This window comes from Neobacillus niacini, from assembly GCF_023715415.1.
Classification (GTDB): domain Bacteria; phylum Bacillota; class Bacilli; order Bacillales; family Cytobacillaceae; genus Neobacillus; species Neobacillus niacini_C.
In genome coordinates this window covers 184,187-198,135 of sequence record NZ_JAMBOB010000007.1, presented here as the reverse complement: position 1 = coordinate 198,135, position 13,949 = coordinate 184,187, and the positions used below count along the sequence as shown (strand labels likewise).

General features: G+C 32.9%; 13 protein-coding genes. All 13 read right to left on the bottom strand.

Annotated features, from left to right (window positions below; all coding sequences use genetic code 11):
- Nucleotides 1-12: 12 nt before the first annotated feature.
- The 13 genes from rfbA to M3189_RS17920 all read right to left on the bottom strand — a co-directional run bounded on the left by rfbA (nt 13) and on the right by M3189_RS17920 (nt 13,927).
- Nucleotides 13-891, bottom strand: a complete 879-nt coding sequence (gene rfbA, locus M3189_RS17980) for a glucose-1-phosphate thymidylyltransferase RfbA (RefSeq protein WP_251636089.1) — start codon at nt 889-891, stop codon at nt 13-15.
- A 19-nt stretch (nt 892-910) separates the two neighbouring features.
- Nucleotides 911-2,347: a flippase gene (locus M3189_RS17975; protein WP_251636079.1), complete on the bottom strand. Its 1,437-nt coding sequence runs from the start codon at nt 2,345-2,347 to the stop codon at nt 911-913.
- Between the two features lie 69 nt (nt 2,348-2,416).
- Nucleotides 2,417-3,298, bottom strand: a complete 882-nt coding sequence (locus M3189_RS17970; protein WP_251636076.1) for a glycosyltransferase family 2 protein — start codon at nt 3,296-3,298, stop codon at nt 2,417-2,419.
- A 51-nt stretch (nt 3,299-3,349) separates the two neighbouring features.
- A complete protein-coding gene (locus tag M3189_RS17965; RefSeq protein WP_251636074.1) occupies nt 3,350-4,171 on the bottom strand; it encodes a glycosyltransferase family 2 protein in 822 nt (273 codons plus the stop codon).
- An 82-nt stretch (nt 4,172-4,253) separates the two neighbouring features.
- Nucleotides 4,254-5,783: an O-antigen ligase family protein gene (locus tag M3189_RS17960; RefSeq protein WP_251636072.1), complete on the bottom strand. Its 1,530-nt coding sequence runs from the start codon at nt 5,781-5,783 to the stop codon at nt 4,254-4,256.
- 1 nt (nt 5,784) lies between these two features.
- A complete protein-coding gene (locus M3189_RS17955; RefSeq protein WP_251636070.1) occupies nt 5,785-6,600 on the bottom strand; it encodes a glycosyltransferase family 2 protein in 816 nt (271 codons plus the stop codon).
- A gap of 19 nt (nt 6,601-6,619) precedes the next feature.
- Nucleotides 6,620-7,309, bottom strand: coding sequence for an acyltransferase (locus M3189_RS17950; protein WP_251636068.1), 690 nt, complete (start codon nt 7,307-7,309; stop codon nt 6,620-6,622).
- Nucleotides 7,306-8,646, bottom strand: coding sequence for a glycosyltransferase (locus M3189_RS17945; protein WP_251636067.1), 1,341 nt, complete (start codon nt 8,644-8,646; stop codon nt 7,306-7,308). The genes M3189_RS17950 and M3189_RS17945 overlap by 4 nt, the downstream gene beginning before the upstream one ends.
- A 3-nt stretch (nt 8,647-8,649) precedes the next feature.
- A complete protein-coding gene (cps2T, locus tag M3189_RS17940; protein WP_251636065.1) occupies nt 8,650-9,804 on the bottom strand; it encodes a beta 1-4 rhamnosyltransferase Cps2T in 1,155 nt (384 codons plus the stop codon).
- A 107-nt stretch (nt 9,805-9,911) separates the two neighbouring features.
- The gene (locus tag M3189_RS17935) at nt 9,912-11,249 is read right to left on the bottom strand and encodes a UDP-glucose dehydrogenase family protein (RefSeq protein ID WP_251636063.1); all 1,338 of its coding nucleotides are present in this window, start codon (nt 11,247-11,249) and stop codon (nt 9,912-9,914) included.
- Nucleotides 11,250-11,309: 60 nt separating this feature from the next.
- A complete protein-coding gene (locus M3189_RS17930; RefSeq protein WP_435368104.1) occupies nt 11,310-11,984 on the bottom strand; it encodes a sugar transferase in 675 nt (224 codons plus the stop codon).
- Between the two features lie 16 nt (nt 11,985-12,000).
- The gene (galU, locus tag M3189_RS17925) at nt 12,001-12,894 is read right to left on the bottom strand and encodes a UTP--glucose-1-phosphate uridylyltransferase GalU (protein ID WP_251636059.1); all 894 of its coding nucleotides are present in this window, start codon (nt 12,892-12,894) and stop codon (nt 12,001-12,003) included.
- A gap of 271 nt (nt 12,895-13,165) precedes the next feature.
- Nucleotides 13,166-13,927, bottom strand: a complete 762-nt coding sequence (locus M3189_RS17920) for a tyrosine-protein phosphatase (protein ID WP_251636057.1) — start codon at nt 13,925-13,927, stop codon at nt 13,166-13,168.
- Nucleotides 13,928-13,949 lie beyond the last annotated feature (22 nt).

Below are 13,949 nucleotides of genomic sequence, written 5' to 3'. Positions count from 1 at the left end.
AACACTCCCAATTTAGTACTTAATACGTCCACTCGCTACTTTTAACAAATATTGACCATAGCCTGTCTTAGAAAATTTTTCACCTGATTCATACAAAGCATCCTTATTGATCCATCCATTAATATAAGCAATTTCTTCTAATGCAGCAATTTTAATTCCTTGATGCTCTTCAACCGTTTTTACAAAATTTGTTGCTTCCACTAAACTTTGATGGGTACCAGTATCTAGCCACGTAAATCCTCGGCCTAATAGCTCTACCTCTAATTCTCCCATATGTAAATAGGCTTCATTCACTGAGGTAATCTCCAATTCGCCTCTTGAAGATGGTTTGACATTTTTCGCAATATCAACAATCCGATTATCATAAAAATACAAACCAGTAATGGCATAATTTGATTTAGGAAACTCAGGTTTTTCCTCCACACTTAATACTTTTCCGCTGTCATCAAATTCAACTACACCGAATCTCTCAGGGTCATGAACATGGTAGCCAAAAACGGTTGCACCCATTTCTTTTTGTGCAGCCCTTTGTAAAATCTTACGCATCCCACTACCGTAATAAATATTATCTCCTAAAATCATGGCAACTGAATCGTTTCCAATAAACTCTTCACCAATTAAAAAAGCCTGAGCTAATCCATCCGGGCTCGGTTGAACCTTATATTCAAGACTTATTCCAAATTGAGAGCCATCGCCTAATAATGCCTCAAAACGCGGCGTATCTTCAGGTGTAGAAATAATCAAAATTTCCCTTATGCCCGCAAGCATTAAGGTAGACATTGGATAATATATCATTGGCTTATCAAAAATGGGTAATAATTGCTTACTTGTTACCATGGTTAATGGGTATAAGCGTGTGCCGCTCCCACCTGCTAAAATAATCCCTTTCATAAATGAACCTATCCTCTCATTACTTTTTATGCATATATTTATTTTGTGTTGTCTTAAGTAATTTCATTACAAGTGTATCTCTTGTAATCAAAAGCCCAACAAAGTATACAACAAAGCCAATCAATAGTTGAATAAATGTTATCATTATTGGTGAAATATCCACTAACATAGCAAATAGACTTGCTGCAATAAATAATATTAAGCTTATTAATAAATATTTAAAGAACAGTTTAAGGAAATATCCAAAGTTATAATACTTCCTTGCAAAATACATTTGTATGATTGCACCAACGCCTTCCGCAACCACTAAAGCAATAGTCGTTCCAGTACTGCCAAAAGGAGAAACGAGCATGAAGTTAATCAATAAGCTTAAGATTGCTCCAACAGTAATTGAAATAGAATATTTATTCTGCTGATTCGTGGAAATTAATATTTGTACTCCAAAAACATTGGCAAGTCCCACAAAAAAGATAACTGGACTCATGATCATAAGTATACTAGAGACCTCTAAGAAATCCCTTCCTAAAAACCATTCAACAAAATTTGGAGCGATTGCCATCATCCCAAAAGTCATAGGTAATGTAATCAAAAGTACGAATTGTAGCGCATAATTAATATATTTATTTATTTCATTATGATTTCCTTTTGCAAATTCACTAGCCATCCTTGGAAGCAGCACAGTGCCTAAAGCAGAAATAACACCCAATGCGATTCTTATCACTTTGTTCGCCTGGTTATAAAACCCGACTTCCACTTCTCCTGATACATTCCCCAATACGATTCTATTAACTAGTACATATACTTGAATTAATAATTGGGGTAAAAATAAAACAAGAATAGGCTGGACATGAGCTTTTAACTCTTTAAAGGTATATTTAACAATTTTAACTTCCTTCAATAACGGAACCCACATGATTAATTGACCAATAAATAAAGTTCCCCCATTGATAAGTTGATACAATGGTAAATCATCAAAATCTTTTACAAGAACAAATATTAGGATAATCCCTGCTATTTTTACAATCATATTCCTTATAGCGATTTTTTTCATTTGTTCTTTTCCAATGAAATACCACGAAATATCTAAACTAGATGCCAAAATTGTAAAAATATTAATTAGGAATAAATCTTTGTATTCATTAACATTACTAACGAATATAAAATAAATAAATATATTAACCAAAGAAACAAGAGCTTGAAAAGTAAATATTGACCAAAATTCCTTTGAACTAGCCTCTTGGGTTTGTTTGGTAGCAATTTGCCTGCTTCCATACAACGGGATACTCAAGATAATAAATACAAGAAATAATTGAACAATGGATGTAACATAGGCATCAATTCCAATACCCTCAGCCTTTAAGATGCGTGAGACATAGGGTGTTGTGATAAATGGTGTTAACATTAATAGTAGCTGGTAAACTACTGTGAATAGATAATTTGATATAAGTTTACTCATTTAATATGTTCATACCCTTTTATATATATCGTCTAATACAATATAAAGCTTTCATGACAATTTGAAATATCATAGATAATTCTTCAATAAGTTTTTAATTATCTTTAGTTTTAACTTCATGTTCGTATTCTTTTTCAATAAATGAAGTTCACCACACATCATTTTTCTAATATCTTTTAATGTGTTTTCCTTCACATATTTCACCAGTTCTTGATCGATTCCAGGATACCTAGTTAGAAGAATTTCTCTTGATTGATTTCTTAGTTTTTCTTTTTCTTCTCCAAATGAGACCCCGCCAATATGATGAACATAAGAGCCCTTGGCAACCACTAACTTATATTCCAGTTTCCTTGCCCTCATACACCAATCTGATTCTTCACCATAGCCCCTTTTAAAGGTTTCTGAATCAAATAATCCAACTCTCTGTAAAGCACTTCTTTTTACATACATACAAAAACCAATTAATAACGGTGCCTCTACATATCCGTTTAAATTGCTTTTTACAAATGCAGCTACTAACTCTTCATAACTGAATAAATCATTGATTTCGTTATTAAGTGTCGGGACTCCTGAAATGTTTCCATAATTACTCATGGGGTTGACTGCAGCTATTTTCTCATCCAGGTATGCAGTCTCCACTAATACTTCGAGCCATGAATTAGTAACTAATGTATCACTATTAATAATTACCACATCATTTTTACTAGAACGCAATCCATTATTTACATTTTCAGGGAATCCTAAATTTTTCATGTTTCGAATTACAGTGATATGCTGATGTTTGTTGGAAAGTTGAAAAGTTAGTTCTTCAATCCTTTGGTCGGGGCTGTTATCATCCAATAAGTATAGGTTATAAGAACCTTCCGGCGTGTGTTTTAATATGCTTTCGATACAATTCAAAGTTTCATCATATGAATTGTATATAGGCAATAGTATGTCTACTTTTTGCATTCTACTTCTCCTTAACGGCCAGTCCTCTTTATTTGCATATAAATAATACTTTTATACTCGCTCAACTTTGATAAATGTTTTTTCAAAAACCTTATATATTACGTATTTTGTGAAATACATTAAGGATTCAAACTTATTGTCTTTTTTTGTTCTGTTAAACAAAACTTTATTATATAATGATTTATTTGCTATATCAGCATTTGCAATTTCTGGGTGTCGATTTATTAGTTGATAAAAAGCTTCTAGTCCATTTACTTTCTTAGTTATACTGTCAGATTGAACTTCAACATCTACAAGCGGACTATCTAGATGACCAATTGTGTATGATTTAGCAACCCTTAAGCAAAAATCCCAATCTTGAAAACGCAAAAGCTCCTCATCAAACAAAGTATTCATAGCTACTTCTTTTTTGATAAAAATCGCCTGTGTACTAATAAAGTTATTTTTTCTTAGTTCTTTTTCAATTTCAGTAAATTGTACTTTTCTTTTAGGTACGATTCTCCTTGGACCATTTATGATATTTAAACTGCAGAAGCACATGTCCACTTCAGGGTTTTCTATCATATATTTTATTTGTAGTTCTAACTTGTTTGGCAGCCAAATATCATCACTATCTTGAAAGGCAATATAGGTGCCTTGAGCCAGTTTTATTCCGGTATTTCTTGCCCCATTTGCCCCTTTTGAAAACTTGTTTAATACGTATTTAATTTTTGGATTATTAAAAGAGTCTATTACGTCCTTAGTATTATCCGTAGAAAAATCATCCACAATGATGATTTCAAGAGGAGCCAAGGTTTGATCAAGCACACTCTTTATTGACTCTTTAATAATACCAGCACGATTATAGGTTGGAATAACAACTGAAATATCCAAACCGACACCTCCTTTAGTATCATAATTTAGTAATGGTACAAAAAGTATTTATAAAAAAAGAATCAATAGATATTTTGTCCGGCTATTGTGGAGAAATACTTTGTTTATCGTAGTTTTGAGGATAAACAGAAAATGCAGTAAATACTGCGAAAATAATCCAAATATATTTTAGTGTGTCTAGTTCGCCAACCATTGTTAACTCAAATAAATAACCAGATAGTGACACTAAAAGAATTTTATTAAAAAAGGAATTATTCCTGTTTTTAAATATTGATACTAAAAATACTAAAAATAGTGAAATCGTTAATATTAATCCAACCCAGCCTAATTCTAATTTAACATTTACATAGTAATTATCCACGGAGTAAGAGACTGTTAAACCGTAAGGATTAATTTCAGGAAGATAAAAGACTAAAGGTTCCTTACGAATAAATCCAATGCCTTTTCCAGCAATATTTTCATAACCTGTTTGACTAAAAGCAAAAGTAATCAGCTGCTTCCTATAGGTAAAAGGTTCCTCATTCGATCCGTAGTTTTCAACATAGGATGTCCCTAATAAAGTATCTGACAGAGATTTAACATTTCCGCTTATACTTGAAATCACAGGGATTTTCTCTGCAAAAGGTGTCAAACTAAGACCTATTATCGGTATACCAATTAAAATCACGAGATATAAACTAATAATTTTTTTCTTAAAATTCGAAAGGAAAAAAAAGATTAGCATTGAAGCTGCAAGTGCTAACAAAGTTGATCTTGAGTTTGTGAACAATATATTTACAAAGAGTAACAGTAATAAAATCAAATTAAAATAATATTGCTTTCCTTTTGTTTCTTTATAGATAGTTACTTGATAAAAGACAATTGGTATCATTAACAGTAGATATAAACCATAACCTAAAGAATGAATAAAACTCGTACTTACACGAAGTTCCCCCATCCTCACATGGGTAGTTGCCCCTATTCCAGCTCTCTGAGAAATATCAAGTAAAGTAAATAAATTAAATGAAATTAAGCGTTCAATAATACCAAATATTGCAAGTATAAACGCACTTATACAAAGTATTTTTAATATTCCCTTTAGTGTTTCACTTTTTCCTTTTTTCTTAATTATCAAGTTTATATTCATTAAAACAATGTAATACAAAAGAACATACTCAAATAAAATAGCAATAGTTCCTACAAACGCAGTTGTATTGGATTTAGATATAAAGTGATATAAACCTATGAAAAAAATCCCTAATGAATAAATGGTAATGATTGGAGCAAATTTATCCTTGCTTATTGTTTTTACTAATAAAGGGGTCCTTTTTTTTAGGATTAACTGATCAATAACTAATACAAGTAAAAGCATTCTGTATGCACTTAGAAGTGGAAGACTATCGGATAAATTAAAAGCAAAATAAGTAGGTACCAAAGGTATAATTAGCAAATAACACCAAAATACTTTTTTATTGGCCGCTAAATATAGAAGTATAAATAGAATTGCTCCAAATAAAGCCAGAGAAATAATATTAGATTTGAATACGCCCAATAAACTTAAGGTAGAAACTAATATAATAGTTATGATTACCGCGATCATATTTAAGCCTATTTTTTTTTGAAAAATACTCATTTCACCGCATCCTAATTTCTTCTTCAATTCTTTTGCATATATTTTTTACTTTTTTATCAAAGTAAATAAACTTTTTCACATTTATTGGATACCACCAATGCTTTTTTAATAGCTTTCTCTTATGAATTGCGATTAGTTTTGCTTTATCACTTTTAAATGATGTACTTCCATAGTGAAAAATGAATGTATCATCTGCTAAAATGTTTTTATACCCTCTCCTTATCACTCTGCAGGAAAAGTCCATTTCCTCACCATAACCCATACCAAAAGTCTCTTCATCAAAATAGCCGATCAAATCTAACATAGTTCTTTTAATATACATGGCATGACCTACGGCCGTTGGTATGACGGGATATATTTTATCCGAGACCTTTTCAACTAGTTGGGAAAACTGCTCTATTGAATAACCCTCTGGGAGTTCATTGTCTTGGTTAAAATATGGAACAGACGCAATCGTGCCATTATTAGTGCTTGCTGTAACAGTTCCAATTTTCTCATCAGAGTATGCCGCATGATATAATTTATCAATCCAATTGTTAGTTACGACTGTATCGGAATTCAATAAAATTACATCATGATTAGAATACTTCATACCTTTATTTACCGATTTGACAAACCCAAGATTATTTTGATTATGCAATACAATTGTGTTCTCATTATTTAGTTCATTAAGTAATGTATGAATATCTTTATTTGGTGAATTATCATTAATAAAAATCAATCTATGACTACTCTTATTACTACATGACAATAAGGAATTTATACATTCCTTTGTTTCATCAAAACCATTGTATACAGGAATAATTACATCAATCATTGTTTCACCCCTTATATTTTCATCTTTGTTTTACTACCTTTACTGGGTTACCAACGGCTATACTATTATCGGGAATATCTTTATTTACAAGTGTATTAGCGCCTATTACACAACCATTACCAACTTTAACACCATCTAAAAAAACCACGCCCGAACCAATCCAACAGTCATTTCCTATTTTAATACCGATTTGATTAACTCCTTGTTCTCTTATTGGCTTGTTTATGTCGCTATAATTATGGTTTTGAGCATGAAATCGAACAGATTGTCCCATTATCACATCATTTCCTATTTCGATTCCACCTGCAGACCCAAAAAAGCAATTCTCACCGCATCCAAAGTTGTTACCTATTTTCAAACCTTCTCCAATATCAGTAAAACTGCCCGTGCATTTTATGATTGTACTTGATCCAATGGCGACATTATTGCCTAGTTGTACTCCATATTTTGATAAACCATCAATCAAAACCTTTTCACCAAGTCTAACATTATTGCCTAGTTGTATTTTAGATCGGCAGAGTAGCTTAACACTTTTGGATTTAACAAACATCTTCCCCTTGGAACCCAAACCTAGTAACAATACCCCTCTTAAAATAGCTAGGAAAAAATCTAAACCTAAAAAAAACAAGTAGCTCATAGGGATATTCTCGTCAATTACCATTTCCTTACCCTTAAGTTTTGAAGCAAGAAATGAAACTATTTTTCTCATAAAGTCACCTTTTTACTATCGTAAATTTCAGCATAAAGCGCACTACAATGTTCATTTATAGTGCTTACCTTAAAATTTTGTTGGATATTTAAATGCTTTTTATATAAATCCTTTTTATTTAGTGATAGCAAAAGCTCTCTTAAATCTGTTATGGAACTAAAGGAGAATTTCCAACCGTATTCATCTGATACTAAATCTTTACTACCTACATTTTCAGATACGATTATCGGAGTGCCATGGCTTAATCCCTCTAATGCAACAAAACCAAATGTTTCTTTCCAGATACTTGGCACAATTAAGGCATCTATCATAGAAAATATCTTTTCAAGCTCATCTGTTGAATAACGGCCATGCAAGAATACATTCTCTGGGATCCCTAACTTACCTTCATCGCCATACAGATGTAGTTCATATTTATCACTCGGCAATTGTATAAAGGCATTGAGTAGTAAATTGAAGCCCTTAAATTCCTTTAACGGCCCTAAATATCCTAAACGAATTTTAGAAGACTTTGTTTTCATACTTTTAACTGCCTTAATTCCACTGTGAGTAATATCCACAACTTTACCTTTTAAGTTTGGCAAATACTCCTTAAAGACGCTCTCTGCTACTGTACTATTGAAATGGAAAAAATCAATTTTGCGAAGAATGTCTAAGTAGAATTCTCTTAACATTACATATTTATCAGCATGTTCTTGATTATAATCTTCTATAGTAAGAATAGGTAAATCTGACTCACCATTTTGTTTTGCAGGCTTTAACTTTTTTAGTTTTCTCAAAAATGGATAAATAGGTGTTTGTGTAAGGAATAGAGACTTGGTACCCATCGCATTAGCACAACATTCTATACAGCCCTTCCCATCTTCATAATCCGTACAATTCGTTTTGTGTTGATCCTTATATAAATTGATGGTAGGACAAATGCCAAAATAGTCATGAGAAGTATAGACCATCCTGATTCCAAGACTTTTGGCAGATTTGAAAAATTCCTTGTGAATCCCCATCAAGGTATGGATATGAATTACATCCGGCCTAACTTCTTGCAAAAAACCTAGATATATATCAGAGGGACCATCCTTCATAAAATCCTCTGGCTGCTTAATCCCTCTAAACAATGGAAGAGGTAACGAATTAATAATATGATAATGCTCGATAGTTGAAGTGATTTTTTTGTTCTTTGATATCCTAGTCTCCTTGTTAAGTAAATCTATATTTCCGGGATATAAATGAATGACTTCATGATCCTTCGTTTGCTCTTCCATAAGATCCACGGCATATTTTGTGAGACCACCACTTCTAACTGGCGGGAGACCAAGAGTATAATGTAATATTCTCATGTACTAATCCCCCAAGAATAGATTTTCATATTTATCAACGATGATATCCCATGAATACTCCTCTTCAATTCTCTTCTTCGCTTCGTTGCCAATAGTTTCCAAATCTTCCAAGGATAAATGATCCGCTTGCTGAATAGTAGCTGCTAGGGCATTAGAACCTTTTCCGAAATAAAGGGCAGCATCACTGCCAACTTCTCTGTTAAATTGAACATCTAACAGTAAGTTTAAGGGAGTTGTCGCCATAGCCTCTAATAGCGATGGATTTGTTCCGCCTACTTCATGTCCATGTAGGTACGCAAAAGCTTTGGTTCTTATTTGAGATAGCAATTCCTGATCATAAACAGTTCCAACAAACTTAATTCTCTTGTCCGAATCGAAATTAGTACTCTTTTTTAAGTCATTGTAAAACTTATTTTCTTCAATGTTTGTAATAATAACTAAAGCTTTTGTAGTACTTGATTTCATAAATTCTCGAATCATTAACTCGTAGTTGTTCTCAGGAACAAACCGACCAACAATTAAGTAATATTCACTTTCTTGTATGTTCCAACTTTTTAACCATTCAAGATATTTATTTTCATCCAACTGATTCGGAGTATTTACCGTTGCACCATATGCAATAAATGTGGTTTTTGGGTGATAGCTTTTATATTCTTCATGAATATATTTCTCAATTGCCTTAGAGTCACAAATAGCCAAATCAGTATTTTTTATCATTAAGCGTTCAGATAATTTCCAGTACTGTCGTATAAAACGATTCCACTTCGCTCTTTTCCATTCATGACCATCAGGGTTCACGTAAACGGGAACCCCTAGTTTCTCAAATTTACTTTTGTAAGAATTCATAAATGGGCCTATTCGACAGGCTAGTATATAAACAATTGCGTTACTAATCCTATTATCTTTAATATACTTATAAACTAACTCGAGTGATTTAATGTCGTAATAGACTGCTTTTGCAGGTCCAATCTCTGGAACATTAACATTAAAACATCTTGCATTGTTATACTCGAATTCGTTAAAATTATCCGCTAAACAAGCCACATGATATTTAATTTCATTTGATTTCTTATGCTCTGTTAATTTATCTACAAACGTTTCAAAACCGCCATACCTTGATGGGATTCCTTTACTTCCGATAATAAATACATTTTTCATATTGAACTTTAATCACTCACTTTAATTTATTTTGTATATTAAAGTATTCATTCATTCTTTTTTCAAAGAATGCAGGTTAAATATAATTACATAAAGTCCAATTTTATTTAATTATTCTGTAAAACCCTTGTGATACTTTTACTATTTATTGTTGCTCTACCCATTGAGTAATATTCAATATCAAATTCTTTCATTTGATCTAGTTCATAACAGTTACGACCATCAAAAACAATCGGACTTGACATATTCTCTATAAATACTTTTGGGTTTAAATCTTTGATCTCAGCCCATTCTGTTAGAATCATTGCAGCATCGGCATCTTTTATAGCTTCCAAAATATTTTCCACATAATTTACTTCTTTATTAAGAATTCTTTTTGCATTGTCAGCTGCTACTGGATCGTATGCAAATACTCGCGCTCCACCTTCAACCAATTGATTCGTAATAGTAATTGAAGCTGCCTCTCTCATGTCATCTGTATTAGGTTTAAAAGCAAGTCCTAGTACCGCTACCTTTTTCCCTGCTAGTGAACCAAATCGATTATTAAGCTTCTCCATAAGGATTTCTTGCTGCTTTTTATTTACGTTAATGACACCTTTTAATAATTCAAATTCATATTCAACATTACCAGCGATTTGTACTAATGCCTTTGTATCTTTAGGGAAGCAAGAGCCGCCATATCCAATACCTGCTTTTAAGAATTGAGTACCGATTCTACTGTCTTGTCCCATACCAAGTGCAACATCTTCCACATTTGCTCCTAGTCTTTCGCAAATATTAGATATTTCATTGATGAAGCTTATTTTCGTTGCAAGGAAAGCATTAGAAGCATATTTAACCATTTCAGCACTACGAATGTCCGTTTTAAATACAGGAATACCGAAGGGCTTATTAATTTCCTCAATAATATTACCTGCTTCTTCATTATCAAATCCAATTACAATTCGATCTCCGTTAAATGAATCATAGATAGCAGAACCTTCGCGTAAAAACTCCGGATTGGATACAATCTCAACTTTGACGTCATTCACTAAGTTCGAATGAATAACTTGTTTAATCCAACTATTCGTGCCAACTGGAACTGTACTTTTCGTAACAACTGTTACATCATTATTTACATGTTTTGCTATATCCATTGCTACTTGTTCTACATAGGAAAGGTTTGCAGATCCATCTTCCTTTTCTGGTGTACCCACAGCAATGTAAATTACCTCCGAGTCTTTAAAACCATCTTTATGATCAGAAGTAAAAACCAACCGATTGGCTTCAATGTTCTTTTTCATTAATTCATCAAGACCAGGCTCAAATATTGGAGAAATTCCCGCTCTCAATTGGTTTAGTTTATTTTCATCTATATCAATACACGTTACATTGTGTCCAATTTCAGATAAACAGACTCCAGTCACTAATCCTACATAGCCAGTTCCAACAACTGAAATTTTCATTTATAATTTCCTCCATTTTGTAAAAATTATTAGTATCGGTGGTCTATCACAATCGTTCTATTAAAATGCGTCTTTAGAACCGAATAGCACAAAAACTGTTTTAAAAATAATTTTTACATCAAATACCAAAGATCTTTCTCGGATATACTCGAGGTCTAATTCCACCATTTCAGTAAATCCAAGGCTATTTCGTCCACTGACTTGCCAAAGACCTGTACAACCTGGTATCACCATTAACCTTTGCTTGTCATATTCGCTATATTCAGCCACTTCCCTAGGAAGAGGCGGTCTTGGCCCAACCAAACTCATATCACCTTTTAAAACATTAATTAGCTGTGGGAGTTCGTCAATACTCGTTTTCCTTATAAACTTCCCTATTTTTGTGATCCGTGGGTCGTCTTTCATTTTAAACATAGCCCCACTAACCTCATTGTATTTTAATAAATTTTCCAACTTTTCTTCGGCATTGGATACCATCGAACGGAACTTATACATTTTAAATTCTTTTCCATTTAAGCCGATTCTCTTTTGAGAAAATAGTACCGCACCTTTAGGGTCTTCAATCTTAATTAGAATCGCAACAACTACAAAGAGAAAACTTAATAGCACAATTCCAACTGTTGCTCCAAGTATATCTATACATCTCTTTACTAGAAGATAGGGTTTATGTTCATTTACACTTATGGATTTGTTTTGTTTATATGCAACTTCCTGGTTCGCCAGATTAGACAAAATACTTCCCTTCCTTCTACTAAAGCATTACTTTTTCTTTTTCGAATGATGCTACTAAGTTCTTCAAGTACTCGAGCATGTCATCATGGAGATCTTCGTGTTGAATCGCAAATTCAATGGTTGTCTTTACAAATCCAAACTTTTCACCCACATCATAACGGCGTCCTTCAAAATCATAAGCAAAGACCCTTTGAATTTGATTTAGCTTCTGAATTGCATCCGTTAATTGAATTTCCCCACCTGCACCTTTTTCTTGTTGATCCAGTAACGTAAATATTTCAGGTGTCAAGATGTATCTTCCCATAATTGCTAGGTTTGAAGGTGCTGTTCCCAGTTTTGGTTTTTCAACAAAATCACTAACTTCATAACGACGACCTTGTTTAGTTGAGGGATCTATAATGCCATAACGATCTGTCTCTGCATCAGACACTTGCTGCACCCCTATTACTGATGAATATGTGTCTTCATATTGGTCAATTAGTTGTCGCAGGCAAGGCGTTTCACTTTGAACAATATCATCGCCTAGTAAAACTGCGAATGGTTCATCCCCAATAAAGTTACGAGCACACCAGACCGCATGTCCGAGGCCTTTCGGTTCCTTCTGACGAATGTAATGAATATTTGCTAGATTTGAAGAGTATCGCACTTTATCTAAAAGGTCGTATTTTCCTTTTTCAATTAAATTACTCTCCAGCTCTAGAGCATTGTCAAAATGGTCTTCAATCGCTCTTTTTCCTTTCCCGGTAACAATGATGATGTCTTCTATACCTGAGGCTACTGCTTCCTCCACAATATATTGAATGGTTGGTTTATCTACTATAGGTAATATTTCTTTAGGCATAGCTTTTGTTGCAGGTAAAAATCTAGTTCCTAAACCAGCAGCTGGTATTATGGCTTTTCTAACTTTTTTCATCTATTTATTCCTCCCTATTTTCATCAAATATATTTCGCTTCTCTAACTAACAACAAAAAAATAAATATCTAATGGAATTGCAAGTGTACACACTCAATCTTTCATTAGATATTTATAGCTTTTTCATAGCTTTTTTCATAGGCAAAAAATCCAACTTCATACATTATGTTAAATCACTTGTTCATGGGTCACCAGGTAGAGGGACCCATGAACAAGTGTGTCCATATATAACAGAAAGTGTAGCTACTCATCTCAACTATTTTTTATTAAATTAAAATAGTATGAATCGCTTTTTCTTTTTGATAGGTTCTGGAATTTCTTTTATTATATTTTTTCCTTCAACTAGTAACTCTGCGTTTTCGCTAAAGAGATAAACATAGTCCATTCCAAACTTCGACTCTATGAAATCAAATGCTTCCCCCATTTTAAAAGATCGATTCACAATATTATGAGCATCTGATGCAACAAAATGTGTTAAATTAGACTCAATTAACTGTATTGAGAATTCCTTGATTTTCTTTCCAAAATAACCAGTAAGACTTGATGCCGTTAATTGCGTTAATGCACCCTTTTCAACAAATTTATATAATAACTCTGGACGCTCTATAAGTTCGGAATTTCTTTCAGGGTGTACGACAATCGGTGTTAGTCCCTTTACTTGTATATCAAACAACAACTTTTCAGCGTATCTTGGGACATGATTTGATGGAAATTCAATAAACAAGTATTGTGTATCATTTAACGTTTGGATCTCGTCTCTTTCAAAATCCTCGAGTATTTCTCCGTATATTCTCGGTTCTTGTCCCGGTAGAATTTTAATGTTGACTTTTTCTTGTGAAAGTACATTATTTAACTCTTCAACACTAGTAAGAATGTTTTTCTTTCTATTATCATACTGATTATTTAAATGAGGGGTTGCGATGATTGTATGAATCCCCTCTCTTGCAGCTTCCTTGGCCATTTCTATGCTATCATTAATTGATTTTGCACCATCGTCGATACCATTTAATATATGGCAATGAATATCTATCATTCAATCCAACCCCTTTCAAATA

Excerpts from the sequence above, each read along its gene's own strand:
- rfbA (WP_251636089.1), bottom strand. The coding sequence starts at position 891 with ATGAAAGGGATTATTTTAGCAGGTGGGAGCGGCACACGCTTATACCCA.
- M3189_RS17975 (WP_251636079.1), bottom strand. The coding sequence starts at position 2,347 with ATGAGTAAACTTATATCAAATTATCTATTCACAGTAGTTTACCAGCTA.
- M3189_RS17970 (WP_251636076.1), bottom strand. The coding sequence starts at position 3,298 with ATGCAAAAAGTAGACATACTATTGCCTATATACAATTCATATGATGAA.
- M3189_RS17960 (WP_251636072.1), bottom strand. The coding sequence starts at position 5,783 with ATGAGTATTTTTCAAAAAAAAATAGGCTTAAATATGATCGCGGTAATC.
- M3189_RS17955 (WP_251636070.1), bottom strand. The coding sequence starts at position 6,600 with ATGATTGATGTAATTATTCCTGTATACAATGGTTTTGATGAAACAAAG.
- M3189_RS17950 (WP_251636068.1), bottom strand. The coding sequence starts at position 7,309 with ATGAGAAAAATAGTTTCATTTCTTGCTTCAAAACTTAAGGGTAAGGAA.
- M3189_RS17945 (WP_251636067.1), bottom strand. The coding sequence starts at position 8,646 with ATGAGAATATTACATTATACTCTTGGTCTCCCGCCAGTTAGAAGTGGT.
- cps2T (WP_251636065.1), bottom strand. The coding sequence starts at position 9,804 with ATGAAAAATGTATTTATTATCGGAAGTAAAGGAATCCCATCAAGGTAT.
- M3189_RS17935 (WP_251636063.1), bottom strand. The coding sequence starts at position 11,249 with ATGAAAATTTCAGTTGTTGGAACTGGCTATGTAGGATTAGTGACTGGA.
- galU (WP_251636059.1), bottom strand. The coding sequence starts at position 12,894 with ATGAAAAAAGTTAGAAAAGCCATAATACCAGCTGCTGGTTTAGGAACT.
- M3189_RS17920 (WP_251636057.1), bottom strand. The coding sequence starts at position 13,927 with ATGATAGATATTCATTGCCATATATTAAATGGTATCGACGATGGTGCA.